The sequence below is a fragment of the Noviherbaspirillum saxi genome (assembly GCF_003591035.1).
Taxonomy (GTDB): Bacteria; Pseudomonadota; Gammaproteobacteria; order Burkholderiales; family Burkholderiaceae_D; genus Noviherbaspirillum; species Noviherbaspirillum saxi.
The window spans coordinates 1614178-1630676 of the sequence record NZ_QYUO01000002.1 but is presented as its reverse complement, the minus strand read 5'-3'; the positions used below and the strand labels follow the sequence as shown (position 1 = coordinate 1630676).

General features: G+C 57.7%; 16 protein-coding genes. 8 read left to right on the top strand and 8 right to left on the bottom strand.

Annotated features, from left to right (window positions below):
• Positions 1-91: 91 nt before the first annotated feature.
• The 3 genes from D3871_RS23055 to D3871_RS23045 are packed head-to-tail and all read right to left on the bottom strand — an operon-like array spanning position 92 to position 4032.
• Positions 92-1270, bottom strand: a complete 1179-nt coding sequence (locus tag D3871_RS23055) for an acyl-CoA dehydrogenase (protein WP_119771348.1) — start codon at positions 1268-1270, stop codon at positions 92-94.
• Between the two features lie 14 nt (positions 1271-1284).
• Positions 1285-2487: a 3-oxoadipyl-CoA thiolase gene (locus tag D3871_RS23050; protein ID WP_119771347.1), complete on the bottom strand. Its 1203-nt coding sequence runs from the start codon at positions 2485-2487 to the stop codon at positions 1285-1287.
• A gap of 3 nt (positions 2488-2490) precedes the next feature.
• Positions 2491-4032 carry a 3-hydroxyacyl-CoA dehydrogenase gene (locus D3871_RS23045; protein ID WP_119771346.1) on the bottom strand — a complete coding sequence of 514 codons (1542 nt, stop codon included), beginning with the start codon at positions 4030-4032 and terminating at the stop codon, positions 2491-2493.
• Positions 4033-4322: 290 nt separating this feature from the next.
• Here D3871_RS23045 and D3871_RS23040 point away from each other — a divergent pair, with 290 nt between their 5' ends.
• The 5 genes from D3871_RS23040 to phbB all read left to right on the top strand — a co-directional run bounded on the left by D3871_RS23040 (position 4323) and on the right by phbB (position 11171).
• Complete coding sequence (locus D3871_RS23040; RefSeq protein ID WP_119771345.1) at positions 4323-5858, top strand: class I adenylate-forming enzyme family protein; 1536 nt, start codon at positions 4323-4325, stop codon at positions 5856-5858.
• Positions 5859-6053: 195 nt separating this feature from the next.
• Positions 6054-6869, top strand: coding sequence for an IclR family transcriptional regulator (locus D3871_RS23035; protein ID WP_119771344.1), 816 nt, complete (start codon positions 6054-6056; stop codon positions 6867-6869).
• 244 nt (positions 6870-7113) lie between these two features.
• A complete protein-coding gene (locus tag D3871_RS23030; protein ID WP_119771343.1) occupies positions 7114-8763 on the top strand; it encodes a methyl-accepting chemotaxis protein in 1650 nt (549 codons plus the stop codon).
• A gap of 315 nt (positions 8764-9078) precedes the next feature.
• Positions 9079-10254 carry an acetyl-CoA C-acetyltransferase gene (locus tag D3871_RS23025; protein ID WP_119771342.1) on the top strand — a complete coding sequence of 392 codons (1176 nt, stop codon included), beginning with the start codon at positions 9079-9081 and terminating at the stop codon, positions 10252-10254.
• A 176-nt stretch (positions 10255-10430) separates the two neighbouring features.
• On the top strand, positions 10431-11171 hold the full coding sequence (gene phbB / locus D3871_RS23020; protein ID WP_119771341.1) for an acetoacetyl-CoA reductase: 741 nt from the start codon (positions 10431-10433) through the stop codon (positions 11169-11171).
• Between the two features lie 91 nt (positions 11172-11262).
• Here phbB and D3871_RS23015 read toward each other — a convergent pair whose 3' ends face one another.
• Positions 11263-11919, bottom strand: a complete 657-nt coding sequence (locus D3871_RS23015; protein WP_119771340.1) for a DsbA family protein — start codon at positions 11917-11919, stop codon at positions 11263-11265.
• Positions 11920-12202: 283 nt separating this feature from the next.
• Between D3871_RS23015 and D3871_RS23010 the strand changes: the two genes are divergently transcribed.
• Entirely contained in the window at positions 12203-12919 is a 717-nt protein-coding gene (locus tag D3871_RS23010) for a hypothetical protein (protein WP_119771339.1), read from the top strand.
• Here the strand turns inward: D3871_RS23010 and D3871_RS23005 are convergent.
• Positions 12916-13920 (bottom strand): SLAC1 family transporter, encoded by a 1005-nt coding sequence (locus tag D3871_RS23005; protein ID WP_119771338.1) that lies wholly within the window; start codon positions 13918-13920, stop codon positions 12916-12918. The genes D3871_RS23010 and D3871_RS23005 overlap by 4 nt on opposite strands.
• 351 nt (positions 13921-14271) lie before the next feature.
• On the opposite strand from D3871_RS23005, the gene phaP reads away from it, so the two are divergent.
• Positions 14272-14823, top strand: a complete 552-nt coding sequence (gene phaP, locus D3871_RS23000; RefSeq protein WP_119771337.1) for a TIGR01841 family phasin — start codon at positions 14272-14274, stop codon at positions 14821-14823.
• 81 nt (positions 14824-14904) lie between these two features.
• Here phaP and D3871_RS22995 read toward each other — a convergent pair whose 3' ends face one another.
• The gene (locus tag D3871_RS22995) at positions 14905-15477 is read right to left on the bottom strand and encodes a carboxymuconolactone decarboxylase family protein (protein ID WP_119771336.1); all 573 of its coding nucleotides are present in this window, start codon (positions 15475-15477) and stop codon (positions 14905-14907) included.
• A 152-nt stretch (positions 15478-15629) separates the two neighbouring features.
• Between D3871_RS22995 and D3871_RS22990 the strand changes: the two genes are divergently transcribed.
• Complete coding sequence (locus D3871_RS22990; RefSeq protein ID WP_338016862.1) at positions 15630-16007, top strand: winged helix-turn-helix transcriptional regulator; 378 nt, start codon at positions 15630-15632, stop codon at positions 16005-16007.
• Here the strand turns inward: D3871_RS22990 and D3871_RS22985 are convergent.
• Together D3871_RS22985 and D3871_RS22980 are read right to left on the bottom strand one after the other, a co-directional pair.
• Positions 15988-16215, bottom strand: coding sequence for an RNA-binding S4 domain-containing protein (locus D3871_RS22985; protein ID WP_119771334.1), 228 nt, complete (start codon positions 16213-16215; stop codon positions 15988-15990). The two genes, D3871_RS22990 and D3871_RS22985, sit on opposite strands and share 20 nt — an antisense overlap.
• A complete protein-coding gene (locus D3871_RS22980; RefSeq protein WP_119771515.1) occupies positions 16212-16493 on the bottom strand; it encodes a hypothetical protein in 282 nt (93 codons plus the stop codon). The genes D3871_RS22985 and D3871_RS22980 overlap by 4 nt, the downstream gene beginning before the upstream one ends.
• Positions 16494-16499: the final 6 nt, after the last annotated feature.

Below are 16499 nucleotides of genomic sequence, written 5' to 3'. Positions count from 1 at the left end.
TCCTCTTGTTACGGTTGGTGCGCTTGAGGGTGTAGGGGCAAGGGGCTCGCCGATTAAGGATTGACAAGGATTGACGTTTTTTGGCTTCTTGTTAAAACGCCGCAATGCCAGTCTGTTCGCGGCCCAGGATCAACGCATGAATGTCATGCGTACCTTCATAGGTGTTCACCACTTCCAGGTTCACCATGTGACGGATCACACCGAACTCGTCCGAGATCCCGTTCCCGCCCAGCATGTCGCGCGCCATCCGCGCCACGTCCAAGGCCTTGCCGCAGGAATTGCGCTTCATCATCGACGTGATCGCGACTGCCGCCGTGCCTTCATCCTTCATCCGCCCCAGCCGCAGACAACCCTGCAAACCCATCGTGATTTCGGTTTGCATGTCGGCCAGCTTTTTCTGGATCAGCTGGTTGGCTGCCAGCGGCTTGCCGAACTGCTTGCGGTCCAGCACGTACTGGCGTGCGGTATGCCAGCAGGCTTCGGCTGCACCCAAGGCACCCCAGGCAATGCCGTAACGGGCAGAATTGAGGCAGGTGAACGGTCCCTTTAGTCCACGCACTTCCGGAAACGCGTTTTCTTCCGGACAGAACACGTCATCCATCACGATTTCGCCAGTGATCGACGCACGCAAGCCAAACTTGCCTTCGATCTTGGGCGCCGACAATCCCTTCCAGCCTTTTTCCAATACGAAGCCGCGAATCGCACCTTCATCATCCTTGGCCCAGACCACGAACACATCGGCGATCGGGGAATTGGAAATCCACATCTTGCTGCCGGACAGGCTGTAACCGCCATTGACCTTCTTCGCCCGCGTGACCATGGAACCCGGATCGGAGCCATGATCGGGTTCGGTCAGGCCGAAGCAGCCTATCCATTCGCCGGTCGCCAGCTTGGGCAGGTATTTCTCCTTGGTCTGCTCATTGCCGAATTCAAAGATCGGCACCATCACCAGCGAGCTTTGCACGCTCATCATCGAGCGGTAGCCGGAATCGACGCGTTCGACTTCGCGCGCGATCAAGCCGTAGGACACATAGTTCAGGCCGGGACCGCCGTATTGCTCGGGAATGGTGGGGCCAAGCAAGCCGAGTTCGCCCATTTCGCGAAAGATCGCCGGATCGGTTTTTTCATGGCGGAAGGCTTCGAGCACGCGCGGCTGCAGCTTGTCCTGGCAGTAGGCTGCGGCGGCATCGCGCACCATGCGCTCGTCATTGTTCAACTGCTGGTCCAGCAGCAACGGATCGTCCCAATGGAATTGCACTTTGCTAGTCATGTCTGTCTCCGGATTTAAACTTTTTCAATGACGACGGCCAGGCCTTGACCAACGCCGATACACAGGCTGACCACGGCGTAGCGGCCATTGCGGCGCGCCAGTTCGCGGCTGGCGCTCAAGGCCAGACGCGCGCCCGATGCGCCTAGCGGGTGGCCGATCGCGATCGCGCCGCCGTTCGGATTGACGCGGCTATCGTTGAAGTCGATGTCCAGCATCTTCAGGCAACCGAGCACCTGGCTGGCGAAGGCTTCGTTGATTTCGATGATGTCCATGTCGGCCAGCGTCAGCTTGGCGCGCTCCAGCGCCTTGCGAATCGCGAACACGGGACCGATGCCCATTACGCGTGGCTCCACTCCAGCGACAGCGGCCGACAGGATGCGCACCATCGGCGCCTTGCCGGCCTTTTCTCCGATTGCGCGGCTGCCGATCAGCAATGCGGCCGCGCCGTCATTGATGCCCGATGCATTACCCGCGGTGACCACGCCGCCTTCGAACAGCGGTTTGAGCTTTTCGAGCGTGGCGCCAGTGGTTTCGGGACGCGGATGCTCATCCTTGTCGACTATTACCGGCGGGGTCTTGCGGCCGGTCGGTACGCTGATCGGATGAATTTCGCCGGCATAGAAACCGTCTTGCAATGCGGCGTGATATTTCATCTGCGAGGCGAGGGCGAAAGCATCGGCCTGTTCACGCGTGATGCCGCAATCGCGGGCGACGTTGTCGCCGGTTTCCGGCATCGTGTGTCCACCATACTCCTTGGTGACTTTCGGATTGGGAAAGCGAGCGCCTATCGTGGTGTCGAATACCTTGAAGTCGCGGCTGAAGGCAGACTCGGATTTGGCGACGACGAAAGGCGCGCGGCTCATGCTTTCAACGCCGCCGGCCAGATAGAGTTCGCCTTCGCCGCAGGTGACCGCGCGTGCTGCGTCCATGATCGCGGCCAGGCCGCTGGCGCACAGGCGGTTCACGGTCTGGCCGCCTATCGTTACCGGCAGGCCCGCTGCCAGCAATGCATTGCGCGCCACATTGCGCGAGTCTTCGCCGGCCTGATTGGTATCGCCGAGGATTACATCTTCGATCTGTTCCGGCTGCCAAGGATTGCGTGCGACGACTGCGCGCATGATTTCGGCAACCAGGTCGTCCGGGCGGACAGCGGCCAGTGCGCCGCCGTGGCGGCCGATGGGCGAACGCAGCCCGTCATAGATATACGCGTCGAGCATGGATCAGATCTCCTTGTGATGTAGTGAAAGGCCGAGCAGCGCGCGACGCTGCAGCCAGGGGCTGGGCCGATAACGGCTGTCGCCGGTCTGCTGTTCAAGATTTTTCAGGATGGTGAGTACGGTTTTCGGGCCGATCTGGTCGCCCCAGGCCAGCGGCCCCAATGGATAACCGAGCCCCAGCGTGACGGCCCGGTCGATGTCTTGCGGATCGGCGATGCCGTGCTGCGCGATTTCGCAGGCAATGTTGACGATATGTGCGACTACGCGCTGCGTCACCAGGCCGGCGCTGTCGCGGATCACGCTGACCGGCGTGCCGGTTGCGCCAAACAGGCCGCAAGCCTTTGCCAGCGCGTCGGCACTGGTTGCCGGTGTCGTCATTACCACGCGGCGGCGGCTCAGATCGAGCAGGCTTTCGACGCCGACGGTGCGGCTGGCGTCGAGGTTTTCGCGGATGCAGCAGATGGTCGCGTCTTCGCCTAGTGGAGTGACGATGCATAGCGCCGTATCGCCGGGGCGTGCACCCGATTCCATCGGCACGCCGGCGGCTGCAACCAGGACTGCGATGCGTTCGGCGAGTTCGGGACGTTCCTGGCTCAGCCATACGCTCGATGGCATCGCAGTCGGCTGCACTGCTTCGGCGATTGCTTCCTTCTTGCCATCGACGCCATAACGATAGAAGCCATGGCCGACTTTCTTGCCGAGTGCGCCGGCGGTCAGCATCTGGCGCGTATGCACCTGGGGGCGGAAACGCGGCTCTTCGTAGTACTGGTGGTAAATCGACTCCATCACCGGGTGTGACACGTCCAGCCCGGTCAGGTCAAGCAATTCGCAGGGCCCGAGACGGAAGCCGGCGGTGTCGCGCAGGATATTGTCGAGCGTCGGGACCGAAGCCACCCCCTCGGCCAGCAAGCGCAGGCCTTCGGTGCTGTAACCGCGGCCGGCATGGTTCACGATGAAACCCGGCGTATCCTTGGCGCGTACGGCGGCATGGCCCCAGCGCTTGCCAAGTGCGAGCAGGTAATCGACAACCACCGCGTCGGTCAGAAAACCGCCGATCACTTCGACGATCTTCATCAGCGGTACAGGATTAAAGAAATGAAACCCGGCCACGCGTTCAGGCCGCTTCAGCCCCGCTGCGATGGCTGTGACCGGCAACGAAGAGGTGTTTGTCGCAAGGATCGCATCGTCGGCAACGATGCCTTCCAAGATGCCGAACAGCGATTTCTTTGCGGTCAGATCTTCAACGATAGCCTCGACCACGACATGACAGCCAGCCAGGCCTTCGAGCGAGGTGCAAGCCTGGAGGCGGTCTGCGGCCGCCGCTGCCGCATCGGCGGCAAGCTTTCCTTTTTCGACCAGCTTGTTGAAGGTGCCGATCAGTTCGTCGCGCGCAACGCTTGACGCACCTTCGCGGCTATCGGTAAGGCGCACCTGGGCGCCGGATAGCACGGCGATTTGTGCGATACCGCGTCCCATTACACCGCATCCGACCAGACCGATTATCAGATCAGAGGAAGTCGGTTCGGGGCGCATTCCAGTTTGCATGCCAGGCTCCTGATGATGGTGCTGCAATGATTTTTGATCAAGGTTCTGCAGTGCAGAAGAATAATACTTAAAATGGAACTGTATTGCTTTGCTTTTACCATGTCAAGACGTCGATCTTTGAATTGGTAGGCATCATTCTCTTTAACAAAGTACGTACTTCTTTTGTATTAGCCTTATTTATGCGACGATAGATACTATATAAACTGCATAGCGGAATATTATTCTGCATAATGGGCGCCAGAATCGATGGCGGATCATCGAGACAATGAACACTTAAGTAAGGAGACTTCATGGATCACCTGCTGAATCTGGCACAGGGAAGTTGCCGTATTCATAAGGTCTTCGAAACTTGGACAGCGAAACATGGCAGTAAGCTCGCGCTGGTCGATGACAAGTTCTCGATTAAATACGGAGACCTGGGCGCGTCCGTCGAAGCGGTTGCACATGAGCTGGAGCAGTCGGGCGTGCGCGCCGGCGACCGCGTATTACTGGTCAGCGAGAACTGCGTCGTGCTCGCGGTAAGCATATTGGCGGTTAGCCTGCTGGACGCATGGTCTGCCACCGTCAATGCCCGTCTTTCCCCGCGCGAGATCGAGAATTTCCTTACGCATTCCGGTGCGCGCCGGGCGCTTTACTTCAGCGATGTATCGCCGCAGGCGAAAGCACACGGCATACAGCAGGGCGCTGTAAACGTCGACTGGCCGGGCGTAGGCGAACTGATGATCGGTCCGCTGAATGAAGCGGCCGTGCCGGAGCCGGTGGAAACCGACGGCAGCAGGCAGGTGGCGGCGATGGTCTATACATCCGGTACCACCGGTGCACCGAAAGCGGTGATGTTGACTCACGCCAATCTCCTCTTTATAGGGGCCAATGGCTGTCGCATGAGAAAAATCGCGCCCGAGGATGTGGTGTACGGCGTGCTGCCGCTTTCCCATGTGTATGGCTTGTCGTCCTTGCTGATGGCCTCGCTGCTGGGGGGAGCGGCATTGCATCTGGTGCCGCGCTACCAGCCGGATGTATTGGCGCATGCCCTTGAAAACGACGGGATCACAATCCTGCATGGCGCTCCCGCCATGTACGCCAAGCTGCTGGAATGGAGCGAGCGCGAGGGCAAGTTGCTGAGAGCACCTGCGCTTCGGGTTGCACAATCCGGCGGGGCGCCGCTGACCTTGCCGCTCAAGCAGGTATTTGAATCTACATTCGGCTTGAGCTTGCAGAATGGATATGGCATGACGGAAGCGTCTCCTTCAATTTGCCAGACCAGACTGGACTTGCCCCGCAAGGATTGTTCGGTCGGACCGCCGATTCCAGGAATTGAAATCCGGGTGCAGGGCGCAGAAGATAGTGCAGAAGGCGTCGGCGAGCTGTGGGTACGCGGTCCGAACGTGATGAAGGGTTATTACCGCGCGCCGGAACTGACGGCGGAAGCAATCACCAGTGATGGCTGGCTGCGTACCGGCGATCTGGCCCGGCTCGAACCGGACGGCACGGTCTCCATCGTCGGCCGCAGCAAGGAATTGATCATACGGTCGGGCTTCAATGTGTACCCGATTGAAGTCGAGCAGGTATTGAATGCCTTTCCGGAAGTCGTGCAATCGGCGGTGGTTGGCCGGCAGGTCGAAGGCAACGAGGAAGTGGTTGCCTTCATTGAATGTACAAAGGGAATGGGGATTGACCTGCAGGCTTTGCGCGTGCATCTTCAGGCCAACCTTTCACCCTACAAGATGCCTTCCGAGATCGTGGTGCTGGACCAGTTGCCGGCTGCAGCCACCGGCAAGATCCTAAAAAAGGAGTTGCAGGACCGCGCAGCACGCAAAGTGATTTGAAGAGATGGAAAAGTGGGAGCGAATTTTGCGTTCGCTGCAAAAGTTGTCGGATAATGCCGGCATACAACGACGACGGTGGCCCTAGCCCGTTGGAGCGGCAGGCCCGGATCTCGGCGCTGCCCGCAGCAACGGCATTCAGCCACTGTCCTGCCTGTCGCCGGCCGGCGCAGGTGTGCTTAAACGGAAATGCAGCTCATGACGGATGACATCGGCGAAAACGACGCCCCGGCAACCAAACAATCCAAACAATCGAATGCCAAGGAGGACAGGCATTTCGTGACCGCCCTGGCGCGCGGCCTTGAACTTCTTTCCTGCTTCCGCTCGGGCGAAAAAATGCTCGGCAACCAGGAACTCGCGGATCGTGCGCGGCTGCCGAAGTCGACCGTATCTCGCCTTACCTATACGCTGACCAAGCTCGGCTACCTGCAGTACGACGACGAAGTCGGCAAATACCGCCTTGGCACGGCCAGTCTTGCGCTCGGCAGCGCAATGCTGTCGAAGCTCGATATCAGGCAGCATGCGCGGCCGTACATGCAGGAACTGGCCGAATTTTCCCATGCGACCGTATCGCTGGGAATGCGTGATCGCCTCAGTATGATTTACATCGAGAACTGCCGTAGCCAGGCGGCACTGACCTTGCGGCTGGACGTCGGAGCACGCATTCCCATCGCGCTGACTGCGATGGGACGCGCGTATCTTGCGGAAACGTCCAATACCGAGCGTAACGATATCCTGGAGCGTGTGCGTGAACTGGATGAAACGAAGTGGCCGACGATCCACGACGGCGTCATGAAGTCGGTCGAGGAATATCACCGTCTCGGCTGTTGCACCTCGTTCGGCGACTGGCAGCGCGATGTCAACGCGATTGCGGTCGCGTTTCAGCCCACTAATGGTTCCTCCATTCTTAGTATCAATTGCGGCGGACCGGCATTCACGCTGTCTCCTGAATTTTTGCTCAATGAGGTCAAGCCGCGCCTGCTTGACATGGTCGAACGTTTACGTCGTCTGTAAAACGACCTATCGACATGTCGAGCAGCAAGTTCCATGTCTCTGTGCGAGGCGGCTCTTAATCTACAGATACGCTTGCAGTGAATCTTTTCATTCACGGCCTTTCCTCGCCTCACACCTGAATTTTATTTGTCCTAAGTTGTTTCTTTCCCGGCTTTCTCTGGCGTAACCGTTGCTATAGTGAAATTTCGAATGTGCGCTTGTGCGGATTCGACATCAATGCGACTGTCTGGTCGGAGAAAAAAGCATGAACTTGCATACCCTGCGCACGCTGCGCATAGGCACACGACTCGCTGCCGGTTTCGGTATCATCCTCACCATGTTGATGGCGGTATTGATTGCGGATACCGCCATCAGCGGTAACAACCGTGCCGCCATGATTGCCAGTCTTGAAATCAGCAATCAGAAGAGCACACTGGCCAATACTGTGAAGAGCAACTTGCTGGAGGGCGGCATCGCCATGCGCAACATCGGCTTGCAAACCGAACTGGCGGCAATGAAAAAAGAAGAAGAAAAGGTCAGGGCGCTACGTCGGCAATTCATCGAAGCGCGCGACCTGCTGGCCCAGCTCGGGCTCACGGAAGCCGAGAAAAAAATTCTTGGCGATATCACTGCACTGGAGCAGCAGACCGATGCACCCTTCAAGGAAGCGATCCGTCTGATCGCGGCGTTCAACAGCGAAGACGCAATCAAGCTGATTGCTACCCAGATCGACCCGCTCAATCAAAAAGCCTTGGTTGAAATCAACAAGCTGGTCGCAATTCAGCAGGTGGAAACCGGCCACGTGCTGCAGTCCGCTGTCGATGCCGGCCGTCAATTGACATTTATCCTGTTCATCATCGGCGCGATTGCCGTCGCTGTCGGTAGCCTGCTTGCATGGACGCTGACCAGAAGCATTACCCATCCATTGCGCGAAGCGGTAGGAGTGGCCAGGCGGGTTGCTGCGGGCGAACTCGCCTCGCGGGTGACGGTAAGCGGCAAGGATGAGGTCGGGGAACTGCTCGAAGCACTGCGCGATATGAACGATGGCTTGCAGCGTATTGTTGGCGAGGTGCGTCTGGGGACGGATTCGATCACGGTGGCATCGCAGGAAATCGCAGTCGGAAACAGCGACTTGTCCTCACGCACCGAGATTCAGGCCGGCGCCCTGCAGGAGACGGCAGGCTCGATGGAGCAGCTGACCTCGGCCGTTAAGCAGAATGCCGAACATGCTCAGGAAGCCAACCGCCTGGTTACATCGGCATCGGAAGTCGCCGTCAAGGGCGGCGGCATCGTCAGCGGCGTAGTCGACACCATGGGTTCGATCAAGGAGAGTTCGCGCCGGATCGTCGACATTATCGGCGTAATCGACGGTATCGCTTTTCAGACCAATATCCTGGCGCTCAATGCTGCCGTGGAAGCGGCGCGCGCCGGCGAGCAGGGACGAGGCTTTGCGGTGGTTGCCGCCGAAGTGCGCAGCCTGGCACAGCGATCCGCTGACGCGGCGAAGGAAATCAAATCCCTGATCGGCGATTCGGTGGAAAAAGTGGATGCCGGCGGGAAGCTGGTTGATCAGGCTGGGCGTACCATGGAGGAGATTGTCGCCGCCGTCATGCATGTCGCCAACATCATGCAGCAAATCACTTCCGCAAGTACCGAACAGAGCCGGGACATCGAAGAAGTCAACCGCGCAATCAGCCAGATGGATGAAATGACCCAGCAAAATGCAGCGCTGGTCGAGGAAGCCGCAGCAGCTGCGCAAAGTATGCAGGACCAGGCGTCCAGCCTTGCGCGCGCCGTGTCGGTTTTCAAGACGAAGGGCATGGATGAACCTGATATCGCTGCACTTGACACCGACATCCATACCGCTTTGCCGGGCGCAGCAACAGCCACCTCGATGTTTCAAATTGGTGCATGAACCAATTCGGCGCATGATTCGCATGCCTCATTAACGTAATTCCAGCTACAGCCCATGCCATCGGCATGGGCTGTATTTTTTTGGCAAGGACGGCCCGAAAATTGCTATATTGGAAAACTTCATGACAAGGTGTTTGTTGACGTTCGGAAACTTGCGGTGTTGCCGAAGACGGAATTCACTTGAGCCAGATCAATCAACATGATGTATCTCAAGGATAAGATGACATCGTGAATCTTTTAGCAATTCGCATGCCGTGCCACGTCATGAAATCAGGCCGGGCATTTTTTAGAAACGTTAGTCTATTGAGGAGTTGCAATGAGTGAGGTCGTCATCGTCGCTGCGGGGCGCACAGCCGTAGGTAAATTCGGTGGATCGCTGGCAAAAGTCGCCGCAGCCGATCTGGGTGCGCATGTCATCAAGAATCTGCTCGCCAAAAGCGGCATCGCCCCCGAGATGATTAGTGAAGTGATCATGGGCCAGGTACTGACCGCCGGTGTCGGCCAGAATCCAGCGCGCCAGGCGGTTATCAAGGCCGGTTTGCCAGACATGGTGCCGGGCATGACGATCAACAAGGTATGCGGCAGCGGCCTGAAGGCTACCCATCTGGCGGCGCAAGCCATCATGTGCGGCGACTCGGAAATCGTAATCGCCGGCGGCCAGGAAAACATGAGCGCTTCGCCTCACGTGCTGAACAATTCCCGTGACGGCTTCCGCATGGGCGACGCCAAGCTGATCGATACCATGATCGTCGACGGTCTGTGGGATGTCTATAACCAGTACCACATGGGTATTACCGCGGAAAACGTCGCCAAGAAATATGGCGTGTCGCGTCAGGAGCAGGACGAGTTTGCGGTCGCTTCGCAAAACAAGGCGGAAGCGGCGCAAAAGGCCGGCAAATTCAAAGATGAAATCATTCCGCTGGAAATCCCGTCGAAAAAGGGCGCCGTCGTTTTCGATACGGACGAATTCATCAAGGCTGGCGTCACGCTGGATGCATTGGGCAGCCTGCGTCCTGCTTTTGCCAAGGATGGCACCGTCACCGCCGGCAATGCTTCGGGCCTCAATGACGGCGCTGCGGCCGTGATCATGATGTCGGCGCAGAAAGCCGATCAGCTTGGGCTCAAGCCTCTTGCGCGCATCAAGGCATATGCTTCCGCCGGCGTCGATCCGACCATCATGGGCATGGGCCCGGTACCGGCTTCGCAGCTCTGCCTCCGGAAGGCCGGCTGGACACATGAAGACCTGGACCTGATGGAAATCAACGAAGCTTTTGCCGCGCAAGCCATTGGCGTCAACAAGGAAATGGGCTGGGATACCAGCAAGATCAACGTCAACGGCGGCGCCATCGCAATCGGCCATCCGATCGGTGCATCCGGCTGCCGCATTCTGGTCAGCCTTATTCATGAAATGATTCGACGCGATGCGCGGCGCGGTCTGGCCAGTCTGTGTATCGGCGGCGGCATGGGTGTGGCCTTGGCCATAGAGCGTTAAAGCGTTCGGTCTGGCCGCTTAGTCGAAGCCGAGTTTGATTGCGGCGCTCGACAAAAGGAGCTGCAACGCGGTGCCGGAGTTAAGGCGGCCGGCATCGCCGAAGCATATGTAGGTAGGTAAAACAGGCATTGCTGTTGGGTAGTACTTCACTGACATACAACGAAGAGAGAGAACACATGGCACGAGTTGCATTGGTTACAGGTGGTATGGGCGGACTGGGAGAGGCAATCTGCATTAAGATGGCCGCGCTCGGTTACCAGGTTGTCACAACTTATTCTCCAGGCAATACGAAGGCTGCCGACTGGCTGGCCTCGATGGAATCGCATGGCTACAAGTTCCGCGCCTATCCTTGCGATGTATCGGACTATGATTCGGCAGTTACCTGCATAGCAACGATCACCGAAGAAATCGGTCCAGTCGATGTGCTGGTGAACAATGCCGGCATCACGCGCGACATGACGTTCAAGAAAATGGATAAGGTCAATTGGGATGCGGTGATGAAGACCAACCTTGATTCCGTCTTCAACATGACCAAGCCGGTGTGCGATGGCATGCTCGATCGCGGCTGGGGCCGGGTCATCAATATTTCATCGGTCAACGGACAAAAAGGCGCGTTCGGACAGACCAACTATTCCGCTGCCAAGGCCGGCATGCACGGTTTCACCAAGGCACTGGCGCTTGAAGTGGCCCGTAAAGGTGTCACCGTCAATACGATTTCCCCCGGCTATATCGGGACCAAGATGGTAATGGCAATTCCGTCGGAAGTGCTTGAAAGCAAAATCATCCCGCAGATTCCGATGGGCCGCCTTGGCAAACCGGAAGAAGTGGCCGGATTGGTCGCTTATCTGGCTTCCGATGAGGCAGCTTTCCTGACAGGCGCCAATATCGCCATCAACGGCGGGCAACATATGTCCTGATTGTTCAAGCCTGTCGACGTACCGGGCAGTACGCGTCGACAGGTTTTCAGGTCTTGAAGAACGGATCGTCTCTTGCGAGCGATCCGTTTTTTTATGACTCTTCGGGAATAGCTTCCTTGTCAACCAGTGCCTGCAGCAATTCGATCAAGGTCGGCATGGCGACATAGCCAGCGGTTACCATGTCCAGCTTTCCGTCGCGTTCCAGCACCAGGGTGGGAAAGCCTGTGATACCCCAGCGCTTGGTTTGCTCAAAGTCCTGATAGGTCGCCATCACCGCCGCTTCCGATTTCAAGGTCACGAGAAACGACGCTTCGTTGGTCGGCACGCCCGCTTGAGTGAGCACCGCTGAAGCGACCGATGCCAGCACTGCATCCTGGGTGACATCCTTGCCTTCGGCATAAAACGCATGCTGGATCGCATGAAACACTGCAAGGGCGGCTTGCGGGGCAAGCATGCGTGCCGCCACGACCGCCCGGCATGCCGGCTCGGTGTTGTAGACAAAGCTTTTTTCATCCAGCGCGGCAGTATCGGCAAAGGGAAGGCCGGTACGTTCGCCGATCTGTTTCCAGTGTCCGCGCACGCTGGTCCTGAGCGCGTCATCCATCGTTTCGGTGGTATAGGCCCGCAAACCGCCAACCACGATATTGACTGGCAGGCCGGGCAAGCCCTCCAGCAACGCGGTCAGTTCAGGTCCGAATCCATAGCACCAGGAGCACATCGGATCCGCGATATAAAGGAGGCTTGGCATGGAAGGCTTTCTTGATCTGAGTCAGTCGGTTTTATGGGGATGGTCCGATACTAGCCGATGCCTGTCGCGCTGCTTACCGCGAGCATCGCCGGATTTCCCGGCCTTTTCTGGAAATAAATGCCGACAATTCTCACGGCCTGAACTTACGCGACGGATAAGGCTCTATCGACGAGGATAGTTTGTAAAGCGTCAAGGCCTGCAGGCCGGTTGCCTGGCATTCCCTGTTTATTTGCATATTCGGTTCTAAACTGGGTTATTCAGAGGTACTTTCTCGGAGAGGTTTATGCGTAGCGATTACATCCGGCGGTTCGATCCTGAAATTGATGAGGGGCATGAAAAATTGCGCAGGGACATCATGCGAACAATTGAAGCTCACGGCGCCAAGACGATTTCGGATTTGCCGGACATGACGGAAGGTGAACGCGCAAAATGGGTCTTCTGGAACCTGCATGAGAACCTTGATGAATTTCGCAAGCTCGAACCGACGCTGATCGGACAGGTGATGTGCACCCAGCTTACTGTCACCGATGGCCTGTCGATGGCAAGCGAAAAAATGAGCATGGAAAAAAGGATTGCACTGACCTGTCGCTGGCATGTGCGGCTGGCCTATACCTCGTATCAGAACGAAGAAGCCTATCAGATCGGCGAAGGTTCCGTCGACCTGACGGTTGCCAACACCATACCGACCGATCCGCCGCTGCAGAAGAATCAGAAGGCCTACATGGATTCGGATAATTCGCTTTACCCGAATCAGCTTTACCTTTATGGCTGGGTCACGGAACCGATCTGGAACGAGATCAAGAACCACCTGTATTCTCCAACGCCTAACTGCCATACCGACCTGATCTTGCGCGATAACTGCCTGTTCCCGGTGAAGGCCGGCTTCGGCTTCGTGGCCGGACCGCCCGGATCGATCGGCATCACGAATCTTGAATTTTGCGTATCGTCGCATTCGGCGGAACGCCGCTCCAATCGGCGCACCGAAACCCTTCAGCGTTAAGGCGCCAAGCGACCTTTCACCAGCAGCGCCAACGTGCGTACGGCCAGCCAGACTATGACTGCCGTTGCGAAGGCCAGGGAAAGCGCCCCGATCCATTGGGGCAGGGCGCTGCGCTGCACCACTTCGAGCACCGTACTTGCCAGCGCGGCAAGCGGAAATGAAAACGACCAGAATCCGATTGAAAAGGGCGCGCCGCTCCACCAGCGAAAGCGCGCCATCACAGTCGCGAACGGCATCACGGCAACGCCCAGGCCAACGATAAGCACATCGCCCGGTAGCGAAGGCCATACCATCGATGCCGCCAGCGTCGCGATGACCGGCGGTGCAAGCTCGATACCGATTGTGGGCCGCACCGCTTCCGGCATGCGTCCCTCGAACAGCTGGGTCAAAACCCGCGCTTCAAGCACGCTCCAGCCGGACAAGCCTATCCCGAACAGTATGACTGCCCAGCCATGCAGACGCAGGCTTGCCAAAGCCATGCTGCCGACCAGTGCGCCGCCGACGATCGGTAGATACAGTGCCGGAGTAATGGCGTTGCGCGGCAGCTGCCCGGTAGCCAGAACCGAAATCACACGCCATCCGATCAACGCGTCGAGCGCCAGTGCGGCGAGCACGAGCACGAGCCAGACGCCTTGATCCGGGCGACTGAACAGAACGACAGCAAGCAGTATGGAAATTGGAATCAGGGCCTGCAGAGAACCTTGCACGGGATGTCTTGCTTCCTGCAGAACTGCCTGCGGATAGCGCTTGCATTTGCAGGCATAGAGCAGCAGCGAAAGTATCCATGTCGCGGCCGCAACCCAGAGCAGCAGTTCACTTGCTTTGGCCGCGATTTCCCAACCCGATGCCGCCGCTCTCTGCCAGGCTCCCGTAAGGCCGAACAGTCCGACCGAAATTCCAAACAGGCCGGCTGGCAGCCGTTCAAGCCATGATCTGCTCTGCGGTTGCTGCCCGGTGCCAAACAGGTAGTACAGTCGTGCGCGCGGTGGGTCTTTGTCCATGGTGTGTTGAAATGACAGGCATCATTGTTGCTGTATCTGCGCACGCGACAAGTCATCGCCTTACCTCTTAACTGCGGCGCGGTCTACTTCATATTAGCGGATTTGGGCTCGATATGACTGAGCGCTGCTGCCATCATTAATGGGCAAAGGACGACAGCATGGCGACTTCATAGTTCCTTGTTCAGTCGTTAAATTTCACGAAAATGCTTGTATTTACCGGCTTTCCTGCGTTGCACAAAAACATGCTTGTACTTCGTCCCAAGCACCTCTAGAATAGCCCGTGTTGCTGCGCAACATAGCGTGGGCACCCGCCTACTTTGCTGCTTCTGCAGCCCACTCAATGGAGTTGCCATGTTTCCGATGCAAGACACCTTTGCCCAAGCCGCCAAGACCGCTCTCGAAAATAATATGAATCTGTATCTGACGCTGACCGGCAAAACGCTGGAAAGCGTTGAAAAGCTCGTCACGCTGAACATGACCGCGGTCAAGGCATCGATGGAAGAATCGTCGGCTGCTGCACGTCAGGTCCTGACGGCCCAAAACCCGCAAGAATTCATGGCGCTGGTCGGCGCTCAGGCCAAACCAACCCTTGCCAAGGCAATGGCGTATAACGGCCACCTCGCAAACATCGCCAGTAGCACCCAGGCGGAATTTGCCAAGGCTACGGAAGAGCAGTTCGCACAGGCAAGCCGTCGCATGACAGAACTGGTCGACGAAGCCGCAAAGAATGCGCCTCCGGGATCGGAGAATGTCGTCGCTTTGGTCAAGACCGCATTCGGCAATGCCAGCGCGGGCTATGAACAGATCAACAAGACGGCCAAGCAGGCGGTACAGGCATTCGAGACCAATCTTACAAGCGTTACCAATCAGTTCAACCCCGCCGGCACGCAGGCTGCGGGCTAAACGCGCGGATTTGCAAGTTGCATTTGCGGACGTGAGTCCGATGAAAAGCCAGCGAAGCGCCATGCGCCGCGCTGGCTTTTTTTACTTCGGCAGACCGTGGAAGCGCGGCGCATAATTTTCCGGCTCTATGCGAAGCGCATTCGTCAGGAACGAGATCGTATGGTAATAACCAGTCAGGCAGATCAGCTCGAGCAATTGTTCCGTCGTGTAGCTGTCTTCCAGCGCTTGCCATAATTCATCCGGTACATTTGCAGCATCGTGCAGGGCATCGACCAGACGTATCAACAACTCCTCGTTCGTCGACCATCCCGCTGTCCTGATATCGCCTTCCACCCGCGTGGCGGCAATTTCCTGTTCGGTCAGGCCGACCGCGCTCGCAAAGAATGCGACATGCACACCCCATTCATATTCCGACTGACAACGCGCGCAACTGCGCAGGATCACCAATTCGCGCTGGCGCAGTGTGAGGGAACCGGCATCGAGCAGGCTGCCTGCAAACATCCGTTGCAGGATGCGGGGAGAGCGCGCCATGGTGCGAAACAGATTTAACGGTTGCTTGCCGGGCGGAGTAATGCGAGCGAAGGCTTCGGAAACGGCTTGCTCGTAAGGCGCCACTGCCGGCGCAACGCGCTGGGTTGCTGCAATTGATTCCATCAGGTTCTCCATTAGTAGTAGATGCGATGCATTCCACTCGACGGAATGCTACGTTTACTGTAGCATATTGCTACGTAAAGTGTAGTGAGGGGAGAATGTCGTTGCCAGTATCAGGAAAGCCGGTTCGCGGCTCACGGACGGGAAGGCCGGTCATGGCCTTGCTCGATATGCTAGGTCGTCGTTGGGTGCTGCGGATACTGTGGGAACTCAGGGAAGACTCGCTGACTTTCCGCGAGTTGCGGGAACATTGCGACGCAATGTCGCCAACCGTGCTTAATCAGCGTTTGCGCGAGTTGCGCGATGCGGGAATCGTTGTGCTCAATGAGCCAGCGGGTTATGCCTTGGCTTCGTCCGGCAGGCAATTGCTGGAAGCCCTTATGCCATTGCAGCGTTGGGCAGAGCAATGGCAGGGAACGATTGCCGCACAGGAACAGACCAAAGTTCTGGTGGAGGAAAACGATGCGTCAACCGCAGTCAAAACACCGGGCAAGGCAAAGCCCGGTGCCAAAGCTAAGCGGCGACTACCTTGATCCTTACGTTGCCCAGCGTGACGACTTGACCGGGGCGTATCTTGCAGGTCTTGCGGGATTCGACTTTGCCGTCGACCGACACTTCGCCGCTGGCAACGAGCGCTTTGCCGGCGCCGCCGCTATCGACGATGCCGACCAGTTTCAGCAATTGATTAAGTTCGACGTATTCGCCATCGACCGCAAACTCAAGCGACTGAACCCGGCTCATTGCTGCACCGCCAGAGTCTGTGCCGCCTTATCGAGCCACACTGACAGATTCGCCTGCAAATCTTCCTGACTGAAAGAACAGCTTTCTTCAGTAAACAAGCTACCGGCTTCCAGGCGGCCGAGCAGATCCTCCATCACTTGTCCATACCGCGTCGGCAAGGCGGCAAGCAGGTCGGGCTGCGCACGCCAGGCTTGGCAAAACTGAGTCGTCGTAATGCGCTTGTGCTGCAAATCGTCAAGCGCGTTTCGTAAGGCGGCTAAAGTTGCGTCGTAGGACATGACAAG